Origin of the sequence: Pseudomonas sp. DCB_BI (assembly GCF_026240995.1) — a bacterium.
Taxonomy (GTDB): Bacteria; Pseudomonadota; Gammaproteobacteria; order Pseudomonadales; family Pseudomonadaceae; genus Aquipseudomonas.
On sequence record NZ_JAPFCG010000007.1, the window covers coordinates 65,408 to 87,856 of the forward strand.

The following is a 22,449-nucleotide window of genomic DNA, read 5'->3' on the forward strand; positions in this document are numbered from 1 at the left end:
CCTTACAGGCACTTATTGGCTATTGACGGCAACATCGTTAACAAAAATAATCGTTAATAGAGTTATCCAATTTTATAAAAACAAGTAAAGGGAAATTCTGATGACGAGGCTGTTGAATCGGGCGTGCGTGCCCGTTGTACTGCTGTCGCTGTGCCAGTGTGCCTACGCGGCCAGCCCGCTTGAGGAAAGCCGGCCTGGCCGGCCCGGTGCCCCGCGCTGGGTCGAGGACTACCGCTTTCTCGACCACCCGGCCAAGGCCAGCGACCCGTTCGATGGGCTGCGTTACCACCGTTTGTCCGAGTCGGCCTGGCTGCAGCTGGGTGCCGAAGCCCGTTACCGTGCCGATGTGTTGAACCAGCCGTTTTTCGGCCTGCGCGGGCTGAAGGACGATTCCTACCTGCTGCAGCGGCTGCAGGCCCACGCCGACTTGCACCTGTTCGATGATGCGCTGCGCACCTTCGTCCAGGTGGAAAACACCCGGGCTTTCGGCAAGGACCTGTATTCGCCCAACGACGAAGGCCGCAACGAGGTCCGCCAGGCCTTCATAGACTTCAACCACGACTTTGCCGGCGGCCGTTACACCACGCGGGTCGGGCGCCAGGAAATGGCCTTTGGCGACCAGGTGTTCGTGACTTACCGCGACGTGCCCAACCTTCGCCTGAGCTTCGATGGCGTGCGCGCAAGCCTTAACCTCAAGGACGGGCGCAAGCTCGATGCGTTCGCCGTCAGGCCGTTGAAAACCGGCGAAGACAGCTGGGATGACGGCAGCAACAACGCGGTGAAGTTCTACGGCGTCTACGGCACGTTGCCGCTGACCCCGGCCTGGGCCATGGACGTGTTCGCCTTCGGCCTGGAAACCGACGACCGCAGCCTGGCCGGTGAAACCGGCGACGAACAGCGCTACACCTACGGCACCCGCCTGTTCGGCCGTTACCAGGCGCTGGACTGGAGCTGGAACCTGGCCGGGCAGGGCGGCCACCTGGGCGGCGCCTCGATCCGCGCCTGGGCGGTATCCAGCGACAGCGGCTACACCTTCGCCCACCCTTGGCAGCCACGCCTGGGCATGCGCGTGGATGCTGCCAGCGGCGACAGCGACGCTGGCGACGGCAAGGTCGGCACCTTCGACCCGCTGTTCCCGCGCAACGGCGTTTACGGTGAGGCCAGCCTGACCACTTTGAGCAACGTCATCGTGGTCGGGCCTACCTTCGGCTTTTCGCCTTGGCGCACGGTGCGCTTCGAGCAGGGGGTACTTGAGGTGTGGAAGCAGCGCGAGGAGGACGGGGTTTACATGCCCGGCATGAGCATGCTGGCCAACACCCGTGGCACCGGGCGCCATGTCGGCACCATCTATCGCGCCAACACCCGTTGGCTGGCTACGCCCAACCTGACCCTGGACCTCGACCTCAAGTACTACGACGTGGGTGCAGCGATCAAGGACGCTGGCGGCGTGGATGCTTCGTTCGTCTCATTGCGTGCCACGTTCAGGCTTTGACATCCCGATCCATAACAACAAAAGGGGCCACACATGACTCATGCAACCTCAGTTTCAAGCAGGCCGGTGCTTACCATCGGCCTGTGTTTCCTGGTCGCCTTGCTGGAGGGGCTGGACCTGCAGGCCACCGGTGTCGCCGCACCGCACATGGCCAAGGAATTCGCGTTGACCCCGGTCATGCTGGGCTGGGTGTTCAGCGCCGGTTTGCTGGGCTTGCTACCGGGAGCATTCGTGGGCGGCTGGCTGGCCGACAGGCTGGGCCGCAAAACCATCCTGATCGTGGCAGTGCTGCTGTTTGGCGGGTTCTCGCTGGGCACGGCCCACGCTGAAAGCTACACCGCGCTGCTGATTGCACGGCTGATGACCGGCCTGGGGCTGGGCGCCGCCTTGCCAATCCTGATCGCCCTGGCCAGCGAGGCCGCACCTGAGCGGCTGCGCAGCACGGCGGTGAGCGTGACCTATTGCGGGGTGCCGCTTGGCGGCGCGATTGCGTCGGTCATCGGCATGGCCGGGCTGGGCGAAGACTGGCGAATGGTGTTCTACGTGGGCGGTATCGCCCCTATCGCCATCGCCCTGGTGCTGGCGGTATGGCTGAAGGAGTCCCAGGCGTTCAGTGCCCGGCCCGCAGCCAGCACTGCTGCCAATGGCATGTTGGCGCAGTTGTTCGGGCCGGGGCAGGCGAGCCGTACCTTGCTGCTGTGGCTGGCCTGCTTCTTCACGCTCACCGTGTTGTACATGCTGCTGAACTGGTTGCCATCGTTGTTGATCGGGCAGGGCTATAGCCGGCCGCAGGCAGGCGCGGTGCAGATCCTGTTCAACCTGGGCGGCGCGGCAGGCTCGTTCCTGACCGGGCGCATGATGGACAAAGGTTACGCGGGGCGCGCGGTCTTCATTGCTTATGCCGGGATGCTGGCTTCGCTGGCGGGCTTGGGGTTTTCGGGCAGTTTCGGCCTGATGCTGTTGGCAGGGTTCACCGCCGGCTATTGCGCCATTGGCGGGCAGCTGGTGCTGTATGCGCTGGCGCCGACGCTGTACCCGACCCAGGTGCGCGCGACCGGTGTGGGCGCTTCTGTGGCGGTTGGGCGGCTGGGGTCGATGGCCGGGCCGTTGGCCGCCGGGCAGATCCTGGCGGCGGGCGCGGGGGTGGGTGGCTTGCTGCTGGCAGCGTCACCTGGGCTGGTGGTGGCGGCGCTGGCCGCGCGGGCCTTGTTGGGTCGGCGTAGCCGCCCGGTTGCCCCGGCCGCGCACAGCGTGCGCCACGGTTCATGACGCGGGCGATGATGCGTCGTCTTGCAGCCGTTCTGGCTCAGGTGAGCACCCTCTGTTAGCCACCCCGAACGGCACATGCACCATCGGCAGATCCCCCGCAGGGGACTGCAGGTGGCTGCGCTGGTCATCGAAAAACACATGCGGCTTCAGGATCGACAGCACCCTGGGCTTTTCCATCCCGCCGAGAAAGAAGCATTCGTCCGGCGACACGCCCCAATCCTTCAGCGTGGTCACCACGCGTTCATGCGATGGCGCATTGCGCGCGGTGACAATGGCAATCCGCAGGATCCGTTTGTACGCCGGATCCTCGGCCAGCTTACGGTCCTCCAGCATGCGGATGAGCGAGAGCTTGCGATACAGGTCCGCCAATGGCCCGGGTGAGTGGGGGATGCCCTTGCGCGCCCGTTCGTGCTCCTGAAATTCATCCAGGTTGTTGTCGCGCTTGAACACACTCTCCGCTTCATCGTCGGCAATCACGCCATCGAAGTCGAATGCCACGCGCAGTTCGGTGTCGATCTCGTCATCGTAGATGCGCGTGGGCAGTACACGCCCGGCTGGGTAGTTGGCGTCGATGGCCTTCTGCACATCCTGTTCGTTGGCGCTGAGGAACAGTGAAGCATTGAACGCCGGGATGTATTCGTAGGGCGAGCGGCCCGACATGAACGCTGCGCGGGTGATGTCCAGCTGGTAATGATCGATCGAGCGGAACACCCGCAGGCCGGTTTCCGGCGAGTTGCGCGAGAGCAGCACCACCTCCACGGGCAGCTGGTCGGGGAAGGCCTGGTTGATGCTCAGGAAGCGGCGAATGAATGGGAACGCCACGCCTTTGGGAAATGGCACATCCAGGTTCTGCTGCTGGTGCTGACGGTAAGCCTCAACGCCCTGGGTCTGGTAGATGTCGTCGGGGACGGTAAGGTCGAACAGCGCGCTCGAGGCAACGCCGATGACCAGTTTCTGTTCGATAGGGTAGGGCATTGAACAACTCCTGAAGCTGTGCTGAAGGCAAGTGTACGCCTGCGTCACGACGAACGCCCTCAGGCCTGCCGGTCCGCCAGTTCAGCTGCGAGCCAGCGCTTCGGGGTTGGCAACGTTCTTCGGCACACCCTCGAAAAATGCCAGTACGTTGTCGAAGGCATCGCCAAAGTACAGCTCGTAGCCGTTCTTCTCTACATACCCCAGGTGCGGCGTAGCGAGCACACGGGGGTGGCGCAGTAGTGGGTGACCCGGGTCGAGCAGCGGCTCCTGCTCGTACACATCCACCGCCGCGTAGCCTGGGCGCCCTGCGTCCAGGGCCTTCAGCAAGGCCCCAGGGGCTAGCAGTTCGGCGCGGCTGACATTCACCAGCAGGGCGTCGGGCTTCATCGAGGACAGGTCATCGAAAGTGACGCCGTGCCGTGTCTGTTCCGACAGGCGCAGATTCAGGCTGACGATATCCGCGTCGGCAAAAAATGCCTGGCGTGAAGGGGCTGCACGGTGGCCATCGGCTTCGGCTGCGGCGCGGCTGCTGTCGCTGCCCCACACCAGCACCGGCATGTCGAACGCCTGAGCATAGCGCGCCAGGCGTTGGCCGATCTTGCCATAACCCCAGATACCCAGTACCTGGCCCGCCAGCGCCCGGCCCAGGTTGACCTGCCACTGGCCCTGCCGGAAGGCATCGATGGCTGGCACCAGGTGCCGGCGGGCATTGAGGATCAGCGTCCAGGCCAGTTCCGCAGGCGCCACCGGCGAGCCGCGCCCCTCTGTCACGGCAATGCCGCGAGCCGTGCAGGCGGCCAGGTCGAGGTGGCTGGACACCTTGCCGGTCTGGCTGATCAGCTTGAGCCTGGGCAGGCGGTCGAGCAACGCCGCGTCGATACGCGTGCGCTCGCGGGTGAGCACCAGTGCGTCGGCGTCGGCGAAGCGCTGGGCAAGTTCGTCCAGCGTGGCAGGCTGGCACTCATGAAGCACGCTGACCTCGTGCCCGTGCAAACGGCTGAAGCAGTCGAGCGTACGAATCACGTCCTGATAATCGTCCGGGATGACAATGCGCATGGTGTTCTGGCCTTGGCGGTACGGTGAAGTAGGCAAGATAACCCAACAAGCCGTTGTCGACATGGGCCTGCATGACGCTGCTGCGCAACGTTGACCGCGCCTATCAATGATTGCGCAAATTGCCAGTCAGCTGCTCCACCAGAAAATCCACGAATACCCGTACCCGCGCCGGCATCGCCGGGCCACCGACGAACACCGCATGGATCGGTTCGCGGTCGTCAGGGTTGTACGCTTCCAGTAACGGCACCAGCCGACCGCTGGCCAGGTCATCGGCTACGGTAAAGGTGCCGATGCGCGCCACGCCGGCACCCAGCCGGGCCAGTTGCGCCAGGGCTTCGCCGCTGCTGCATTCGATGTTGCCGGTCACCTTCAACCAAAACACCTGCCCGTCGCGACGGAATGGCCAATCGGGCGCTGCCCGGCGGAAGTTGAAGCGCAAGCAGTTGTGCCTGGCCAGGTCCTCCGGCACCTGTGGCGTACCACAGCGCTCCAGGTACTCAGGCGAGGCCACAACCACCTGGCCGGTTTCGCCAATGGCGCGGGCACTCAGCGAGCTGTCTGGCAGCCGGCCGAAGCGCAACGCCACGTCGGCCTGGCCGCCGAGAATGTCGGCCACCTCGTCGCTGAGGCTAAGGTCGACCAGCACCTGCGGGTAACGGGCGCTGAACGCGGCCAGCAGTGGCACCACGGTCTGCCTGGCATGGCCCAGCGCCGCGCTGACCCGCAAACGCCCGCGGGGCACGCCCTGGTCGGTGACGGCCTGTTCCACTTCCTGCATGTCCGCCAGCACCCGCCGCGCCCCGAGCAGGTACGCCTCACCCTCGGGCGTGAGCGTGATCGCCCGGGTAGTCCGCAACAGCAGGCGGGTGCCCAGGCGCTGCTCGGTGCGCGCGAGGATACGGCTGACTGCGGAGGGCGTGAGGCCCAGCGCCCGAGCGGCGGCAGACAGGCTGCCCTCCTGCGCCACCCTGGCAAAAACCTCCATCTCTCCGGATCTTCCACTGACGTCCATTTGTGCCTCGTGAGCAAAGGTGATTGGCAAAAAGGCAGTCTAGTGCGCTTGGAGCGCAGATCGTAGCATTTGCAGCATAGATAAGGAGCTTGCCATGCGTATCAATCCCCCCCTGGTCGCACTCGCCATCGGTGCCTTCGGCATCGGTGTCACCGAGTTCGCCCCCATGGGCATGTTGCCCAGTATCGCCACCGACCTTGGCGTATCCATCCCTGCCGCCGGGCTGCTGGTCAGTGCCTATGCCCTCGGCGTGCTGATCGGCGCACCGCTGATGACCTTGGCCACGGTGAAAATCCCGCGGCGTTACCTGCTGATCGGGCTGATGGCCATCTTCACCTTGGGTAACCTGATGTCTGCCCTGGCCAGCGACTACACCAGCCTGCTGGTGGCGCGCGTGGTCACTTCGCTCAACCACGGCGCCTTCTTTGGCATCGGTTCGATCGTTGCGGCCAGTGTGGTTCCGCCCGAAAAGCGCGCCGGGGCGGTGGCGGCGATGTTCATGGGCCTGACCCTGGCCACCATCGGCGGCGTACCGCTGGCGACCTGGTTTGGTGAAATGCTGGGCTGGCGCACGGCGTTCTGGGGCATTGCCGGGCTTGGCCTGATAGCGATGACCACGCTCTGGTACGCCCTGCCCAATGTGCCGTCGCCCAAAGGCGACGGGGCCATGGCCGAAATCCGCGTGCTCGGTCGCGGGCCGGTGCTGGCGGCGTTGCTACTGACCGTGGTGGGGTCGAGCGCGATGTTCACAGTGTTCACCTACATTGCGCCGATCCTGCAGAGTGAGGCCACTGCATCCACCGCCTTCGTCACAGCCATGCTGGTGTTGTTCGGTGTCGGGCTGACCTTGGGCAACGTGTGGGGCGGCAAGGCGGCAGACCGCTCGATCGATCGCACCTTGATCCTGTCCTTGGCGGTGCTGATTGCCGTGCTGCTCGTGTTCCCGCTGGTATTGGACTGGCCGCTGCCGACGGCATTGGCGATCCTGGTTTGGGGCGCCGCCAGCTTTGCCCTGGTTCCGCCGTTGCAGATGCGGGTGATGGAAGCGGCCAAGGACGCACCCAACCTGGCATCGGCGGTGAACATTGGCGCGTTCAACCTGGGTAATGCAATTGGCGCGGCACTCGGGGGCGCGGTGATCAATGCTGGGTTGGGCTACCCGGCGATTTCCCTGGCAGGGGCGGCGATGGCGGCGGTCGGGTTACTGCTGGTACTGCTGTTTGCCTGGCGCGGGCGGGTCGGCGCGGCGCCGGGCCAAGTGGCGGCGTAACGGAACGGAATGGCCGTGGTAGTTTTGCCCGCCATCGCGACGCAAGGCCGCTCGCACAGGGTAAGCGATCGGCTTTGCGTCACACGTCCAGGTGTTACGGCGTACCGTTGCGGCCATGCAGGTGATAGGCCGGGCGCTCGCTCAGGCGTTCGTAGTAATCCCGCACGGCCGGCAACTGCGGGTGCTCGAAAGGCGTTTCGAACCAGCGGTTTACCGACAGGCCGATCGGGATGTCGGCCAGGGTGAACTGGCTTCCGGCAACGTAGGCACCGGTGCGGGCTAGCTGGTGGTCAAGGATGTGCATGTAGTGCGACCAGTCCGCGCAACCGGCGGCCAGAGCCTGCGGGTCTTGGTGAGCGGGCGAGTGCCTGACCAGGGACATGAAGGCGTAGCTCCAGGAACGGTTCAGGTCCGTGGCCTGCCAGTCGATCCACTGGTCGATCCTCGCCCGCGCCTGCGCCTCCTCGGGGTAAAAAGCCGTGGCGCCATAGCGGTTGGCCAGGTAGCGGATGATGCTGTTGGACTCCCACAGGGTAAAGTCGCCATCCTGAATGACGGGGACCATGGCGTTGGGGTTCAGCGCCAGGAATTCGGCGCTGTCGGTCGGCTGGAAGCCTGCGCCCCAGTCTTCACGCTCGAACGCTACCTCGAATTCCGCGCACGCCCACAGGACTTTACGCACGTTGATGGAAGAGGCTCTGCCCAGAATCCGTAGCATGGTGTTCGTCCTGAAGTGGGGTGATTGATCGTCCGCCCCGCCAGCCGTTTTGGCAACCCCGATGTCGAACCGGTGCAAATGCGGCCGCAGCTGCCCATGCTTGCCTGGGGGCCTCGAACTTGGCACCCTTGGGCAGATTTAATCGTCTGCACACGACAGAAGGAAGTACGCATTGAGCTGGGACAAGGTGGGGAAGCTTCTGGTCGCCGTGCTGATCGGCCTGATGGTCCTGTTGGCTGCTTACGCGTTATTCAGGGGCAACCCGCGCCTGGAGGCGTCACTGACCTATGCCTATCTCACCTACCCCAGCCAGTTCAGCGAGCGTATCAGCAAGGCGAGCGAGCAACTCAAGTACGAGCAGTTGCAGGGGAGAATCAACAGTATCGGCCAGGGTGCGCTGAGCTCCGATCAGGTCGAGCGGTTGATCGAGATGGCCCAGGCACCTTATGCCCAGTTGTTCGCCAAGCCGTTCGAGGCCGGGCTGGTTGACCACCGTACCGGCTTGCTCGTCGAACTGCACAACACGGGTGACGCCCAGGTACGCGAGGTAAAAATCCGCCTGCCGGCCAAGGGCCTGGTGCAGGTGCGCGATGCTGCCGGCAACGACACGCTGCTGGAGAACGCCACCGCGCTGGTCGATATTCCGGCGATCGAGCCGGGGGGCAGGTGCAAGGTGTGGGTGTACTTCGATGCCGACTACTCGCAGATCCGCCAGGGCGGGGTCGGCATCAGCCATGCCGATGGGGTGGCCGATGTGCAGGTGTACCACGAGGTCATCGGTTTTCCGGCCACGGTCGCCCGCTACAGTCGTGAACTGATGGTGCTGCTGGGCGTGCTGGCTTTCAGCGTGCTTGGCTTGAGCTATGCCTGCCTGGCACGGCGTAACCCACGCTAAAAGCCGCTCTCATCGCGGCACGAGGCTGCGCCTACATGCCGCGCGCCTCTTGCAGTGCCAGGCTCCGACGCAGCTGTTCGAGCAGCGCCACACGTAGCGCCTGCGGCGCCTGCACGCGGATCGAGCCGGCATGCGATAGCAGCCAGCCCATCAGCGCCCGGTTGTCATCGACGGTAGCTACCAAGGCGGCGCCACCGCTGGCGTGCGGCGTGAGTTGCATGTCTGCGGACAATGGCGCTTGTTTCAGGCGGCTGGCAAGGGCGTCATCGACCCAGGCGTGCAGTTCAACCGGTGCCGGTGGCGTCAGCACGTCCGGCTGCAGCTGCTGCGCTTCGCCCAGGCTCAGGCCCGGCTGCCAGTACCAGCCGTAAGGCATGCCTTTGGTGTTGCATTGCAGTGGGAACAGCGCGGCGAGCTCGACCAAATCGCGCTCGACGGTCCGTTTGCTGGTGGTATGACCCACCGTTGTAAGGGCCGCCTGCAGCTGGGTAGAGCTCATGCCTGGGTGGCGACCCGGCAGCAGTTTGAGCAACTGCCACTGGCGGGCGATGGTATGGCGGGTAGGGTGGCTGGGCAAAGGCTTCGTCCTTGAAGGCAGGCGCCGGGCCTGCCTGAGTGATGGCGTTTAGCTATCGCTCAGCATACCTTGCCAGCGAATGGGATCCAAGGTTTCGTATCAGGTCGCCCTGTAACCGGTGCTGGCCAGGCTGACCACTTTGTAACAGGCCGATGCCGTGACCAGGGTTTTATCATTACCGTCCCTGAGCTCACCTTTGGCGTAGCAATAAGCGCCACGACGCCTGTACATCCTGGCAATGCCCATGATGTTCCCGGGTGAGGCGGGGCGAACAAAGGTGGTTGCCAGTTTCACTGTCAGTGCAATTTCGTGGGTGTCCAACGTTGCATAGACGGCAGGGCCAAGGCAGTCGTCGAGCATCGCTGTCAGCATCCCGCCCTGGATTTTGCCCAATGGGTTGGTCAACGATTCCGATGCATCGAACTGTACTTTGACTTCGCGCGTTGCCAGTTCATGGCTGATGAAGTTCCAGCCGAGCAAGCGTGCGGCGTTAGGCCGTGGCACCAAACCCGCGACGATTTGCCAGAAGAGGTTGTCTTTCATGTGCTTCACTCCCGTGTCAGGCACCAGCCCGGGCCAACAGCCCGAACAGAAAACCCAGCCAACAAAGCATCATGGCTAGCCAGCTGGCCATGACCGGTGGTGAGCCGTTGCTACGGCGTTTTACCTGGCCAGCCACCGCGATGATCGGGGTGATCGCCAGCAGGCAGTACCCCTGTAACAACACCAGCAATTGCAGCGGAACGCGTAGCACAACCACTTGGTGAAGCAGCAGCAGCCCCGCGCAGGCGATGGCCAGCCAACCCCAGCCGACCAGGCGTAGCAGGGCTAACAACAGCAATTGCAAGGGGGCATCCAAGGTGTGCCAGGGGCGTTCGATTGCCGCCGCGTGGTAGGGCATGATTTGCGAGCGGGTCGCATAGATAAGCGCAAAAGCGGCGATGATGAGCAGTGCGGTGCCATAGCTTGCCAGATGCAACAAGATCAACCAGTCCATTGAGGGGACCCTCTTGATTACCTGGCCCGATAGTGGGCTACGTCATGTTGGAGTGGCTACTGGCAGAAATGACGGGTGGCGCAGTGATGGCGCTTGATCCACGCGCGCCTGTAGTGCCTCGATGAACACCGCTTCCGCTCGACTGAAGCGCTGCTCCCTGTTCCACAGCAGGTGAATATCCACATCGGCAATGCCTTCCTGTGGCGGCAGCTTCCACAGCAATCCTGCTGCAACATCCGGTGCCACCACATGTTCGGGCAAGCAGCCGATACCGAACCCGGCAACCACCAGCCGGCGCACTTCCTCCAGGCTGGGCGACGACGCCACGATGCGCCCGGCAAAGCCCTGCTGGTCGCGGAAAATGGTCAACGGCGACAGCATGCCGCCAATCTGGTCGCTGGTAAAACTGACGAAGTTCTCGCGCTGCAAGTCGCCTTCTGCCTGGCCGAACAGGGCATGGTGCTTGCCACAGAAAAACGCATAGCGCTGGCGCAGGAACAGCCGTTGCTCCAGCCGTGATTGTGCACGCCGGTTGAGGCTGAGGCCGGCGGTTGCGGTTTTTTCTTGCAGGGCGGCGACGATGTCGGAGCTGCGCATCACGTCGATTTCCAGATCGACCCTTGGGTGCTGGCGGTGAAAGTCGGCGAGGAAGCTGTCGAAGGGGTCGCTGACGATGCGGCTTATCATCAGCAGCCGCACCTTGCCTACCAGTTCGTCCGCCGGTTGCTCCAGCAAATTGCCGATTTGCGACATCTGCCCATACACCTCACCGGCCAGCTGGAACAGTTGTTCGCCCATTTCGGTCAGCACGAAGCGCGGCCCACGGCGGGCGATGAGCTGGCGGCCGAGTTGTTCTTCCAGGCGTTTGAGTGCCTGGCTTACTGCCGGTTGGGTGATGTGCAGGCGGGCGGCGGCACGGCTGATGGACAGCTCCTGGCCGATGACCCGGAAGGTGCGCAGCAAATTCCAGTCGAGGCGGTCGTTGAGCAGGCGGTCGGACATGGCAGGGCTCTATGATAAGCATGGCTAATAGTTCGCATAATAAATAGAAAATTGACTAATCATAGCCCCGGGCCGATAAATCCCAGGCATTGAGGCCAGCACCGAACCAGCAGGCCAAGCGCCAGCAGAGCGCTACCGTGACCCATCAACTCCTGCCAGAACAACAAGCAAAGGAGCCCCCCATGAAGCCCACCGCTTCTGCCCAGCCGCGCCGTGCCGCCGCTGCCGCATTCATCGGCACCATGATCGAGTGGTACGACTTTTATATCTACGCCACCGCCGCCGCGCTGGTGTTCGGCGCGCTGTTCTTCCCCTCCGACGATAGCCTGTTCAGCACCATGGCTGCGTTTGGCACCTTCGCCGTAGGCTTCTTCGCCCGGCCGTTGGGTGGCATCGTCTTCGGCCATGTGGGCGACCGTATCGGTCGCAAGAAATCGCTGGTCATCACCCTGCTGATGATGGGTATCGTCACCGTGTGCATCGGCTTGCTGCCGACCTATGCACAGATCGGCGCCACCGCGCCGGTGCTGCTGATTTTACTGCGCATCGTTCAGGGCATTGCCGTGGGCGGCGAGTGGGGTGGGGCGGTGCTGATGGCCGGTGAACATGCGCCCAAGGGACGGCGCAACTTCTTCGCTTCGTTCGCCCAGCTGGGTAGCCCAGCGGGCCTGATCCTCTCGCTCCTGGCCTTCGGTGCGGTTACCCGCCTGCCTGAAGAGCAACTGATGAGCTGGGGTTGGCGTGTGCCGTTCCTGGCCAGCGCCTTGCTGTTGCTGGTGGGCCTGGCCATTCGGCTCGGGGTGAATGAGTCGCCCGAGTTCATCGCCAGCCGCGAACAGGCGGAAAAGGCCCGGCGCAAGGAGCAGGCGCCCGTGTTCCAAGTGCTGCGCACTGCCTGGCGCCCGCTGTTGCTGTGCATCGGTGCCAATACCCTGGGCATTGCCGGGGTCTACTTCACCAATACGTTCATGATCAGTTACACCACTCAGCAGTTGCACCTGGAGCGCTCGCTGATCCTGGAGTGCCTGTTCTTCGTGGCGATCATCCAGTTTTGCGTGCAGCCGCTGGCCGCTTGGCTGTCGGAAAAGATCGGCGCCACCCGTTTCCTGGCCCTGGTCGCGCTGCTGGCGATGGCCTCGCCATACCCGATGTTCGTGCTGGTCACCTCGGGCCAGGGCCCGCTGATCGTGCTCGGCATTGCGCTGGCGGCAGCGTGCATGGCCTCGTTCTATGCGGTGATCGCTGGCTATGTCAGCGGCATGTTCGAAACCCGCGTCCGCTACACCGCCATTTCCCTGGCCTACCAGATCTGCGGTGCCATTGCCGGCGGCCTGACCCCGTTGATCGGCACTTGGCTGGCCCATTCCTTCACTGGGCAATGGTGGCCAATGGCAGTGTTCTACACCCTGATCGCCACCGTCTCGTTGGTCTGCGTGCTCGCCCTGGCGCGCCAGCACGCCCGTAGCCAGCACTTGGAACTTGCCTGATCGAACCGTTTCATTCTGGAGTACCGCACATGTTGAAAAGCAATGGCGAGCGCCTGTGGGCGAGCCTCATGGCCATGGCCGAAATCGGCGCGACCGCCCGCGGCGGCAGCTGCCGCCTGGCCCTCAGCGACGAGGACAAGGCCGGCCGTGAACTGTTCAGCCACTGGTGCCGCGAAGCTGGCCTGACGCTGACCGTGGATGCCATCGGCAACCTGTTCGCCCGACGCCCTGGCATTGACCCGGATGCCGCGCCGGTAATGATCGGCAGCCACCTCGATACCCAACCCGAAGGCGGGCGTTTCGATGGTGTCTACGGCGTGCTGGCTGGGCTTGAGGTGGTGCGCCGCCTCAACGACTTGAATATCCAGACGCGTAAACCACTGGAAGTCGCCGTATGGACCAACGAGGAGGGTGCGCGTTTCACCCCGGCCATGTTCGGCTCGGCAGTGTTCACCGGCACTCTGGCACTGGAAGAAGCGCTGGCCATCCGTGATGCCGATGGCATCAGCGTCGCTGATGAACTGCAACGTACCGGGTACGCCGGCCAGCGCCCGCTGGGCGCCCCTGTGGATGCCTATTTCGAAGCGCACATCGAACAAGGCCCGATCCTTGAAGATAACGCCAAGGCCATTGGCGTGGTCAAGGGTGGCCAGGCCATTCGCTGGCTGGATGTGACCGTCGAGGGCATGGCGGCGCACGCGGGTACCACGCCAATGCCGCTACGCAAGGATGCCTTGTACGGTGCGGCGCGGATGATCCAGGTGGTTGAGCAACTGGCCTCGGACTTTGCCCCGGAAGGCCTGACTACGGTGGGCGAACTGTCCATCGCCAAGTCTTCGCGCAACACCATTCCCGGCCTGCTGCAGTTCACGGTCGACCTGCGCCACCACCGTGATGAAGCCATCGAGGCGATGGAGCGCGAGCTGGCCCTGAAACTTCAAGCCATTGCTAGCCAGCGCGGTTTGCAGGTACGTATCCAACGCCACTGGGCCAGCCCTGCCACCCCCTTTGACGCTGACTGCGTGGCGGCCGTGCAGCAGGCGGTGGATGGCCTCGGCTATGCCCAGCAGACCATCGTCAGCGGCGCGGGCCATGACGCCATTTTACTGGCCCGTTACTGCCCGACGGCGATGGTGTTCATCCCCTGCATCGGCGGCCTGAGCCACAACGAAGCCGAGGATGTATGGCCCGACGATGCCCGCCAAGGGGCCGATGTATTGCTTAACGCCGTGCTGGCCCGTGCCGGCCTTGTCGCACACCCAGGAGAAGCCTGATGCGTTGTTACTTCCACCCCGCACAACTGCTGCACCACCCGCGTAGCTACTACTCGCGCGGCGCCATGCGTACCCCGCAGGAAGTCCCCGAGCGCGCCCTGCGGCTGTTGCAGGCGGCCCAAAACCTGGGTTTTGACATCCTTGAACCGGAGGATGCCGGCCTGGAACCGCTCAAGGCGGTGCATGGTGAGGCGTATCTGGCCTTTCTCGAAGAAGCCCATGCGCGCTGGAAAGAAGTGCCCGAGGACTGGGGCGATGAGGTCATGTCCAACATTTTCGTGCGTGAGCCCAACGCTCTGCGCGGCATCCTCGCCCAGGCTGGCCGCTACCTGGCAGACGGTAGCTGCCCGGTGGGCGAACACACCTGGCACTCGGCCTATTGGTCGGCGCAAAGCGCGGTTGCCGCGGCCAAGGCCATCCTCGACGGCGAGCCCGCCGCCTATGCGCTGTGCCGGCCGCCGGGGCACCATGCGCGGTTCGATGCCGCTGGCGGCTTCTGCTACATCAACAACGCCGCTGTCGCCGCCCAGGCCCTGCGCAGCCGTTACAGCCGTGTAGCGATCCTCGACACCGACATGCACCATGGCCAAGGGATTCAGGAGATCTTCTACCAGCGCCGGGATGTGCTGTATGTGTCGACCCATGGCGACCCGACCAACTTCTACCCAGGCGTGGCCGGGTTCGCGGACGAGCGTGGCAGTGGTGAGGGGGAGGGGTACAACCTCAACCTGCCGATGGCGCATGGGGCGAGCGAGGCGGACTTCATGGTGCAACTGGAGGTTGCCCTGGCGGCAGTGAAGGACTTTGGTGCCGAGGTACTGGTGCTGTCGCTGGGGTTCGATATCTTCGAACTGGACCCGCAGAGCAAGGTGGCTGTGACCACTGAAGGGTTCGCTGCGCTGGGTGAGCGAATTCGCGCGTTGCGCTTGCCTTGCCTGATTGTCCAAGAGGGGGGCTACCACCTGGAGAGCCTGGAGGTGAATGCGCAGGCGTTCTTTGCTGAACAGGCGGACTGGCGATAAGTGCTAGAGGCCGGCATCTATGGTTTGGCTGCCGGTCTTAAGGATGTCCCCGGTCATACACCCGCGAAGAATCCAGCATGTTGGATGGCACGGGCTTCGCCCGTGTTCGCGGGACAAGCCCGCTCCCACAGGGATTGCGCTAGATTCTGGAAATTGAGCAAGCCAGTTGTTTCCTCAGGTACTGCATCAGCCTCAAGCCCACAGGGATCGCGCTAGATTCTAGAAATTGAGCAAGGCAGTTGCTCTTGCAGTGTCCCTGCCAAATCAATAAGTGTTGTTTTGTTCTATCAGTGCATCAACTGGCTGGCATCAAGGAGCGGCGCGTCGCACATGCTTCACCAGCACCTTCTCCAGCAACTCCCACATCGCCGGGTCGGTGCTGAAGGCCACGTTGAAGCGCATCCACCCGGTCGCTTTGGCGTCGACCATGAACAACTGCCCAGGCCCAAGCATGATGCCTTTCTCCAGCGCATCGTCCAGCAACGCGGCACTGTCCGGAATGGCCGGGTGGCGGGTCCAGATGTACATGCCTTCATCCGATTCGGTAAACAGTTCGAAGCCTAATCGATGCAGATGCCGGCCAACTTCCTGGTGCGCCTCGGCCAGCCGCTGGCGCAGGCGCTTGAGGTGCTTACGCCAGCGGCCGTCGATGATCGCGGCGTACACCACACGCTCCATCACCTGTGAAGTGGTCAGGCCCGAACGCATTTTCAGGTGCAGCAGTTTCTGCATCAATTCAGGGTTGGCCAGCATGTAGCCGACCCGCACGTTGGGCGAGATGCTCTTCGAGTAGCTGCCCACGTACACCACCTGCTGCAGGTGATCGAGGCTGGCCAGGCACGGTTGCGGCTCGGCAACCATGTCGGCGTACAGGTTGTTCTCTACCAGGCGGAAGCCGTGCTGGCTGGCCAGTTGCAGCAAGCGGTGCAACTGCGGCAGCGGGGTGCGCGAGCAGGTCGGGCTGTGCAGGTGTGGCTGGGTGAAAAACGCGGTCGGGCGGTGGTGTGTCAGCAGCTGTTCCAGCTGGTTCAGGTCGTAGCCGGCCGGGGTGCGCGGCACGCCGACCAAGGTCGCGCCCTGGGTACGCAGAATGCTCATCAGGTTGGGGTAGCCGGGGTCGTCCACCAGCACCACGTCGCCCGGGCGTACCAGCGTGCGTGCGGCCAGGTCCAGCGCCTGGCTGGCGCCGTGGGTCAGCATCAACTGCGCTGGGTTGGCGACGATCGACAGTTCCTGCTGCAGGTTCTGCGCGGTCAGCGCACGCAGCTCAGGCAGGCCCATGGGGTCGCCATAGCCAGACAGTTCCAGCGGGCTGCCAGCCACCTGGCGCAGGCCGCGGCGCAGGCCGTCTTCGTACATCCAGTCGTTGGGCAGCCAGCCGCACCCTGGTTTGAAGGGCAACTGGCGGATCTCGAAGATTTGTTGCAGGTACCACTCGGAGTTGAACGTTGGTCGAGTGGTGTCGGCCTCGGCGTTGTGCTGTTCCAGCAGTTCGCCCGCCGCGCGGTTGACGAAGAACCCGGCATTGCCACGGCTCACCAACAGGCCCTGAGCGACCAGGCGGTCGTAGGCCTCGACCACGGTGAAGGTACTTACCGAATAGCTCGCGGCAAAGGCGCGGATCGACGGAACCTTGGCGCCTGGCTTGAGGGTCTGGTTGTCGATGGCCTCGCGCAACCCGTCGATGATCTGGTTCACCAACGGGGTCGAGGAGTCTGGGTGTAATTCGAACATTCGGGGCCTTCAGGGTGCGTATCGCCTGGCGTTTGCAGGGTGTACTGCATGGGCGACCTGTACAGTGCAGTGCGAGTTTCATGCCACTGTGCATGGCTCTCTGCGTCGGACATTTTTACATTAGGTGTCGGATATCGCCACATAAAGCATGTTCAGTTCGCTCCAGGCAGTCGCCCTGGGGCGCGTCAGCAGGCCGCCATGGAAGGCCTGCGTGTGTTCGCACACACCATCCTGCCCGCATTAGCACTGATGTACAGGTGAAACCGCCAGCCATCGGGGTTTCACGGTTTTCCTTGGATAAAAAGAAGCACGGGGTACACAACTGATGGACGCAACATCCACAACCACCACCGCGAAAAGCGGGCACGAGAGCAAGCTCAGTGCCTCGCTGAAGTCGCGCCACCTGACGATGATGTCGATCGCCGGGGTTATTGGCGGCGCCTTGTTCGTCGGTTCCGGCAGCGTGATCCACAGCGCCGGCCCAGCCGCTGTCCTGGCCTACCTGGCGGGCGGCATCCTGGTGGTGCTGATCATGCGCATGCTGGGTGAAATGGCGACTTCCTCGCCAGACACCGGCTCGTTCTCCACTTACGCCGATCGCGCCATTGGCCGTTGGGCCGGTTTCACCATCGGCTGGCTGTACTGGTGGTACTGGGTCATCCTGATGGCCTGGGAAGCCTACGTGGCGGGTAAGATCCTGCATGGTTTCTTCCCCGATGTGAGCGTCAACGTATTCGTGCTGGCCACGACCCTGTTGCTGATCACCGTCAACTTCTTCAACGTCAAGCACTACGGTGAGTTCGAGTTCTGGTTCGCCTTGATCAAGGTCATCGCGATCGTCTGCTTCCTGATCGTGTGTACTGCTGCCGTGATGAACATCTGGCAGTTCGGTGAAGTGCGTGGCATCAGCCACCTCACCGCCGAAGGCTTCATGCCCAATGGCATCACCACGGTGATCGGTGCCTTGCTCGGGGTGATGTTCGCCTTCCTCGGCGCGGAAATCGTGACCATCGCCGCGTCCGAAGCCAAGGACCCGGCCGCGCAGATCGTCAAGGCGACCAACTCGGTGGTCTGGCGTGTGTGCCTGTTCTACGTCGGTTCGATCTTCCTGATCGTCTGCCTGGTACCGTGGAACGACCCGCACCTGGGTGTTTCTGGCTATGGCGCCTACCGCCGTACCCTGGAACTGCTGGGCGTGCCGTATGCCGAGCTGCTGATGAACTTCGTGGTGCTGACTTCGGTGAGCAGCTGCCTGATCTCCGGCCACTACACTGCCTCGCGCATGCTGTTCTCGCTGGCCCAGCGTGGCGACGCGCCGTCGTTCTTCAAGATCACCCGCGCCGGTACCGGTGTGCCGGTGTACGCGATCATGGGTTCGTGCGCCGTGGCCGTGGTCTGTGCGTTGATCAACTTCAGCGAAACCCTGCGCCCGAAAGACGTGCTGGACACCCTGATGAACACCACCGGCATGATCGCCCTGCTGGTGTACCTGGTCATCGCCTTCTCGCAGCTGCGCATGCGCCGCAAGCTGATCGCCGAAGGCAAGGAAGTGCGCCTGAAGATGTGGCTGTTCCCGTGGCTGACCTACCTGGTGATCGCGTTCATCGTGGCTGCCTTGGTCACCATGGCCTTCATGCCTGACTACCAGATCCTGGTGATCTCCACCGGCATCGCTGCGGCGGTCGTAGTGGCGATGGGTGTGGTGCACCAGATTCGCTCTGGTAGCAAGCAGCACTAAGCGTCATTCGCGTCTGGAAACGGCCGGCTCCCTCGGGGACCCGGCCGTTTCGCGTTGTTGGGCCTGGGCTTTTTCTGCGGGCATATGGAAACGCTGGTTCATCCACGGTGAACCGAGCAGGGCAGCGGCCCCGATCAGGGCCAGGATGGCGATTGCGATGTAGGTTTTCATGGGTGTGCGCATGCAAGGACTGACTTCAAGCAGAGGTGATCAGTTCCGGCGTAATCCTTTCGCAACCCTCCCGCCGGGCGACAGATGGCATATGCTAGGCACATAGCCCGTCCAAAGGAGCCGCACATGGCCTGGTCCGCCAACCAGTATTCCCTGTTCGAAGACGAACGCACGCGCGCCGTACGCGACCTGATTGCCGCCATCCCGCCACGGCCGGTACGCCACGCCACCGACCTGGGTTGCGGCCCCGGCAATTCAACCGAGGTGCTGCTGCAACGTTATCCCGATGCCCAGGTAACAGCGCTGGACAGCGACCCCGACATGATCGCCAAAGCCCGCGAACGCAAACGCCTGTGCATCCCCCGGGTACGCACGGTCATTGGCGACATCGGCGGCTGGTCCGCGCCCGAGTCGCAGGACCTGATCCTGGCCAATGCCTCGCTGCAATGGGTACCTGACCATGCCTCGCTGTACCCGCACCTGGTGCGCCAGCTCAGCGAAGGCGCCAGCCTGGCCGTGCAGACCCCGGACAACCTCGACGAACCCGCCCACCGGCAGTTGCGCGAGATTGCCAGCCAAGGGCCTTGGGCGGCAAAATTCGCCGACTTCCAGCTGCCGCCCCGGCACGGTGCAGCATTCTATTACGACCTGCTCAGCCCACTGTGTGCCCGGGTCGATGTGTGGCGCACCACCTATCACCACCCATTGCCGGGTGGCGCCGAAGCGGTGGTGGAATGGTTCAAGGGCTCGGCGTTGCGCCCTTACCTGGGCCGGCTGGACGCGCAGGAGCAGGCCGACTTCCTGCAGATGTACCTGCAGGCGATGCAGCGCGACTACCCGCCGGCCACCGATGGCAAGGTGCTGTTGCCGTTCCCGCGCCTGTTCGTGATCGCTACCCGCTAGGACGGCGCCAGCGCCAAACCACGTAGCTGTAGATGGCCAGGTTGAGCACGAGCACGAAGCTGCCCAGCAGGAGCTGGATAGGCGGTGTCAGGCCGGCGGGGTAGATCAACGGCCAGATGTAGTGCTCGACGAAGCCGCCGTCGTAGCCCGCATCCCCGGCGGCGCCGCGCATGCGATTTTCCCACGTGGTCAGTGGGCAGCCCAGGTGCAGGCACTCTACCGCCAGGCCCCAGGCCAGGGCCGGCAGGTGCAGCCACAGGGCAGGGCGCCAGCGCAGCACCAGCAGGCCGCCGAACAGCACCAGTAGGATGAAGGCCAGGTGCAACAGCACCAGGGTGTCGGCAAGAAGGCGGTACAGCATGGTTTGGGTGCCGGGGGGACTGGGATTATCCCAGCATAGTTGGGTGTTTGATCGGGCCTACACCCCTTCCTCGACCATCTGCAGGAAAGTCGCCACCACCCGCCGCGTACGCTGCTCACTCAGGCACACCAGGGTCTCGGTCAAGTGCCGCTGGCAATCGACGATCGGCAACGCACACACCCGCGCATCGGCACCGAACTCGGCCGCCGACACCACGCCCACGCCAATCCCTACCACCACCGCTTCTCGCGCTGCTTCGCGGCCCTCCACCTGGATGGCTGCGCGGATCCGCAGGCCGGCACGTTGCATCTCTTCTTCCAGCGTTTGCCGCGTGACCGAGCCGGGCTCGCGCAGCACCAGTGGCGTGTCGTCCAAGTCGGCCAGGCTGATCGAGCCGCGGCTGGCCCATGGGTGGTGGTGGGAAACGAATGCCACCATCGGGTCACGACGCAGTGGCAGGCAATGCAGGCGCTCATCGTCGACATCCCGCCCCAGCAGGGCCAGGTCGGCCTGGTAGCTGAACAGCCGGGCCAGTGATTCATCGGTGTTACCGGTTTCGATCTTCACCTGGATGCCCGGGTAGCGCTGGCAAAACCGGGCGATCTGCGGCAGCACATGCACCGGCGCATCCACTGCCAGCACCAGGCTGCCGGTGTGCAGCGCCCGCGAGTCGTGCAGCAGCTCCTGTGCCTCGGCCTCGCAGGCGAACAGGCGCTGGCTGATGCCCAGCAGCCGCTCGCCGAGATCGGTGAGCTGCACCGAGCGCTTGTTGCGGTGGAACAGCAATACCCCGAAGCGCTCCTCCAGTTTGCGCACCTGGTCGGACACCGCAGGTTGGGTAAGAAACAGCTTTTCTGCGGCGCGGGTAAAGCTGCCGTGCACAGCCACCGCGTGGAAAGCCTTGAGTTGAGCGTGGGAAACCGACATGACGACCTCAGTAACAAGCTGGGCTTATGTGTGAAATACGATAAATCGATTTTATTTATCTTGCAGCAGCTGTTTCCATGTATTTCAGCCCGACGCTGGCACCACGAGTGCCGCCAGGGCCATGGCGCTCACCCGGCGCCACCTGACCCGATGACAGCCTCGTCATCGCTGTGCGTAACACAAGAACAAGACAGGCGTTTCTTCACATTCTGCCGGCACACTCAAGCAAGAGGTCAGACTTACATGAATCATTCCCTAGCCACGTTCAAGCGTTGGCGCATGCAGATTTTCGCCATCACCTGGCTGGCCTACGCCGCCTTCTACTTCACCCGCAAGGCCTTCTCGGTGGCCAAACTGGGCATCGCCGAAGACCCCGGTTTCATGCTCGACAAGGCCGCCATGGCCAACCTCGACGCCATCTACCTGGCTGCCTACGCGGTGGGCCAGTTCACCTGGGGCATGCTGGCCGACCGTTTCGGCCCGCGTGTGGTGGTGCTGGGCGGGTTGCTGATTTCGGCAGTGGCGGCGGTGGTGATGGGCAGCTACGCCACCTTCCCGATCTTCGCTACCTGCATGCTGGTGCAGGGCCTGGCGCAATCCACCGGCTGGGCCGGGTTGTGCAAGAACATCGGCAGCTTCTTCCCGGCTTCGCAGCGTGGGCGGGTGCTGGGCCTGTGGAGCTCCTGCTATGCCTTCGGCGGCCTGGTGGCCTCGCCGTTTGCTGGCTGGTGGGCCTACACCCTGGTGGGCAGCTGGCATGCCGCGTTCTTCTCCAGTGCGGCCGTGGTTGCGCTGGTGGCGGTGCTGTTCTTCTTCCTGCAGCGCAACAAGCCTGAAGATGTCGGCCTGCCGGCGGTAGAGCCTGAGCCGCAGAGCATGGCACCGGCCGACAGCCTGTGCAGTGTTTGGGCGCCGTTGAAGGAAATCTTGCGCAACCGCACCGTCCTGACCCTGGGCCTGGCGTACTTCCTGCTCAAGCCTGCGCGCTACGCCATTCTGCTGTGGGGCCCGGTGATCGTTTTCGAGCAGATGCCCTCGGTGGGCAAGGTAGGCGCCGCGATCATCCCGACCGCCTTCGAACTGGCCGGGCTGCTGGGCCCGATCATGATCGGCCTGGCCTCCGACAAATTGTTCGGCGCGCGGCGCATGCCGGCCTGCGTGATCAGCCTGGTGTTGCTGACCGTGACGCTGGCGGCGTTCATGGCGGCCATGCACACCGGCAGTGTCATGCTGGTGGTATGCCTGCTGTTCGTCATGGGCCTGACCCTCTACGGGCCGGACTCGATGATCAGCGGCGCCGCCGCCATCGACTTCGGCACCGCCAAGGCCGGTGCTACCGCGGCCGGGTTCGTCAACGGTTGCGGCTCGGTGGGGGCGGTGCTGGGCGGGCTGCTGCCGGGTTATTTCGATGGCGTCACAGTGTTCATCGTGTTTGCCGGCTGCGCGCTGTTCTCGGCGTTGGTGCTGCTGCCGCACTGGAACAGCCGCCCGGCCAGCAGCCCGCAGAGCACCGATGTGGCGCCGAACACCAGCATGGCAATCAAGCCACTGCGTACCTGAGGAAAGCGA

Annotated in this window: 22 protein-coding genes; 10 read left to right on the forward strand and 12 right to left on the reverse strand. The window is 63.7% G+C overall.

The window, feature by feature from the left end:
* Nucleotides 1–100 precede the first annotated feature (100 nt).
* Both OO258_RS09635 and mhpT read left to right on the forward strand, forming a co-directional pair.
* A complete protein-coding gene (locus OO258_RS09635) occupies nt 101–1,492 on the forward strand; it encodes an alginate export family protein (protein ID WP_266030063.1) in 1,392 nt (463 codons plus the stop codon).
* 33 nt (nt 1,493–1,525) lie between these two features.
* Nucleotides 1,526–2,761: a 3-(3-hydroxy-phenyl)propionate transporter MhpT gene (gene mhpT / locus OO258_RS09640; protein ID WP_266030065.1), complete on the forward strand. Its 1,236-nt coding sequence runs from the start codon at nt 1,526–1,528 to the stop codon at nt 2,759–2,761.
* Here the strand turns inward: mhpT and OO258_RS09645 are convergent.
* The 3 genes from OO258_RS09645 to OO258_RS09655 all read right to left on the reverse strand — a co-directional run bounded on the left by OO258_RS09645 (nt 2,756) and on the right by OO258_RS09655 (nt 5,804).
* Nucleotides 2,756–3,736 carry a 5'-nucleotidase gene (locus tag OO258_RS09645; RefSeq protein WP_266030067.1) on the reverse strand — a complete coding sequence of 327 codons (981 nt, stop codon included), beginning with the start codon at nt 3,734–3,736 and terminating at the stop codon, nt 2,756–2,758. The genes mhpT and OO258_RS09645 overlap by 6 nt on opposite strands.
* A gap of 81 nt (nt 3,737–3,817) precedes the next feature.
* The gene (locus OO258_RS09650) at nt 3,818–4,792 is read right to left on the reverse strand and encodes a D-2-hydroxyacid dehydrogenase family protein (RefSeq protein ID WP_266030068.1); all 975 of its coding nucleotides are present in this window, start codon (nt 4,790–4,792) and stop codon (nt 3,818–3,820) included.
* A 103-nt stretch (nt 4,793–4,895) separates the two neighbouring features.
* Nucleotides 4,896–5,804, reverse strand: coding sequence for a LysR family transcriptional regulator (locus tag OO258_RS09655; protein WP_266030070.1), 909 nt, complete (start codon nt 5,802–5,804; stop codon nt 4,896–4,898).
* A 94-nt stretch (nt 5,805–5,898) separates the two neighbouring features.
* Here OO258_RS09655 and OO258_RS09660 point away from each other — a divergent pair, with 94 nt between their 5' ends.
* Nucleotides 5,899–7,074 carry an MFS transporter gene (locus OO258_RS09660; protein WP_266030072.1) on the forward strand — a complete coding sequence of 392 codons (1,176 nt, stop codon included), beginning with the start codon at nt 5,899–5,901 and terminating at the stop codon, nt 7,072–7,074.
* Between the two features lie 94 nt (nt 7,075–7,168).
* Here the strand turns inward: OO258_RS09660 and OO258_RS09665 are convergent, their stop codons facing one another.
* Nucleotides 7,169–7,792 (reverse strand): glutathione S-transferase family protein, encoded by a 624-nt coding sequence (locus OO258_RS09665; RefSeq protein WP_266030074.1) that lies wholly within the window; start codon nt 7,790–7,792, stop codon nt 7,169–7,171.
* A 172-nt stretch (nt 7,793–7,964) separates the two neighbouring features.
* On the opposite strand from OO258_RS09665, the gene OO258_RS09670 reads away from it, so the two are divergent.
* Nucleotides 7,965–8,687 carry a hypothetical protein gene (locus OO258_RS09670; protein ID WP_266030075.1) on the forward strand — a complete coding sequence of 241 codons (723 nt, stop codon included), beginning with the start codon at nt 7,965–7,967 and terminating at the stop codon, nt 8,685–8,687.
* Between the two features lie 31 nt (nt 8,688–8,718).
* Here OO258_RS09670 and OO258_RS09675 read toward each other — a convergent pair whose 3' ends face one another.
* The 4 genes from OO258_RS09675 to OO258_RS09690 form a co-directional block, all read right to left on the reverse strand.
* Complete coding sequence (locus tag OO258_RS09675; RefSeq protein WP_266030077.1) at nt 8,719–9,264, reverse strand: WYL domain-containing protein; 546 nt, start codon at nt 9,262–9,264, stop codon at nt 8,719–8,721.
* A 99-nt stretch (nt 9,265–9,363) separates the two neighbouring features.
* A complete protein-coding gene (locus tag OO258_RS09680; protein WP_266030078.1) occupies nt 9,364–9,807 on the reverse strand; it encodes a PaaI family thioesterase in 444 nt (147 codons plus the stop codon).
* 16 nt (nt 9,808–9,823) lie between these two features.
* Nucleotides 9,824–10,261, reverse strand: coding sequence for a hypothetical protein (locus OO258_RS09685; RefSeq protein ID WP_266030079.1), 438 nt, complete (start codon nt 10,259–10,261; stop codon nt 9,824–9,826).
* Between the two features lie 42 nt (nt 10,262–10,303).
* A complete protein-coding gene (locus tag OO258_RS09690) occupies nt 10,304–11,263 on the reverse strand; it encodes a LysR family transcriptional regulator (protein ID WP_266030081.1) in 960 nt (319 codons plus the stop codon).
* Nucleotides 11,264–11,445: 182 nt separating this feature from the next.
* Between OO258_RS09690 and OO258_RS09695 the strand changes: the two genes are divergently transcribed.
* The 3 genes from OO258_RS09695 to OO258_RS09705 are packed head-to-tail and all read left to right on the forward strand — an operon-like array spanning nt 11,446 to nt 15,046.
* Nucleotides 11,446–12,750 (forward strand): MFS transporter, encoded by a 1,305-nt coding sequence (locus OO258_RS09695; RefSeq protein ID WP_266030083.1) that lies wholly within the window; start codon nt 11,446–11,448, stop codon nt 12,748–12,750.
* 29 nt (nt 12,751–12,779) lie between these two features.
* The gene (locus tag OO258_RS09700) at nt 12,780–14,024 is read left to right on the forward strand and encodes a Zn-dependent hydrolase (RefSeq protein WP_266030085.1); all 1,245 of its coding nucleotides are present in this window, start codon (nt 12,780–12,782) and stop codon (nt 14,022–14,024) included.
* Complete coding sequence (locus OO258_RS09705; RefSeq protein WP_266030087.1) at nt 14,024–15,046, forward strand: histone deacetylase family protein; 1,023 nt, start codon at nt 14,024–14,026, stop codon at nt 15,044–15,046. Before OO258_RS09700 ends, OO258_RS09705 begins: the two co-directional genes overlap by 1 nt.
* Nucleotides 15,047–15,355: 309 nt before the next feature.
* Here OO258_RS09705 and OO258_RS09710 read toward each other — a convergent pair whose 3' ends face one another.
* On the reverse strand, nt 15,356–16,780 hold the full coding sequence (locus tag OO258_RS09710) for a PLP-dependent aminotransferase family protein (protein ID WP_266030089.1): 1,425 nt from the start codon (nt 16,778–16,780) through the stop codon (nt 15,356–15,358).
* 325 nt (nt 16,781–17,105) lie between these two features.
* Here OO258_RS09710 and OO258_RS09715 point away from each other — a divergent pair, with 325 nt between their 5' ends.
* A complete protein-coding gene (locus OO258_RS09715; RefSeq protein ID WP_004575400.1) occupies nt 17,106–18,518 on the forward strand; it encodes an amino acid permease in 1,413 nt (470 codons plus the stop codon).
* Between the two features lie 3 nt (nt 18,519–18,521).
* Here the strand turns inward: OO258_RS09715 and OO258_RS09720 are convergent, their stop codons facing one another.
* A complete protein-coding gene (locus tag OO258_RS09720; RefSeq protein ID WP_266030090.1) occupies nt 18,522–18,701 on the reverse strand; it encodes a hypothetical protein in 180 nt (59 codons plus the stop codon).
* Nucleotides 18,702–18,815: 114 nt separating this feature from the next.
* Here OO258_RS09720 and tam point away from each other — a divergent pair, with 114 nt between their 5' ends.
* Nucleotides 18,816–19,592, forward strand: coding sequence for a trans-aconitate 2-methyltransferase (gene tam / locus OO258_RS09725; RefSeq protein WP_110744207.1), 777 nt, complete (start codon nt 18,816–18,818; stop codon nt 19,590–19,592).
* Here tam and OO258_RS09730 read toward each other — a convergent pair.
* Both OO258_RS09730 and OO258_RS09735 read right to left on the reverse strand, forming a co-directional pair.
* A complete protein-coding gene (locus OO258_RS09730; protein WP_266030091.1) occupies nt 19,582–19,953 on the reverse strand; it encodes a DUF2784 domain-containing protein in 372 nt (123 codons plus the stop codon). The genes tam and OO258_RS09730 overlap by 11 nt on opposite strands.
* A 57-nt stretch (nt 19,954–20,010) precedes the next feature.
* Entirely contained in the window at nt 20,011–20,880 is an 870-nt protein-coding gene (locus tag OO258_RS09735; RefSeq protein WP_064490792.1) for a LysR substrate-binding domain-containing protein, read from the reverse strand.
* A 243-nt stretch (nt 20,881–21,123) separates the two neighbouring features.
* On the opposite strand from OO258_RS09735, the gene OO258_RS09740 reads away from it, so the two are divergent.
* The gene (locus tag OO258_RS09740) at nt 21,124–22,440 is read left to right on the forward strand and encodes an MFS transporter (RefSeq protein WP_110744205.1); all 1,317 of its coding nucleotides are present in this window, start codon (nt 21,124–21,126) and stop codon (nt 22,438–22,440) included.
* Nucleotides 22,441–22,449: the final 9 nt, after the last annotated feature.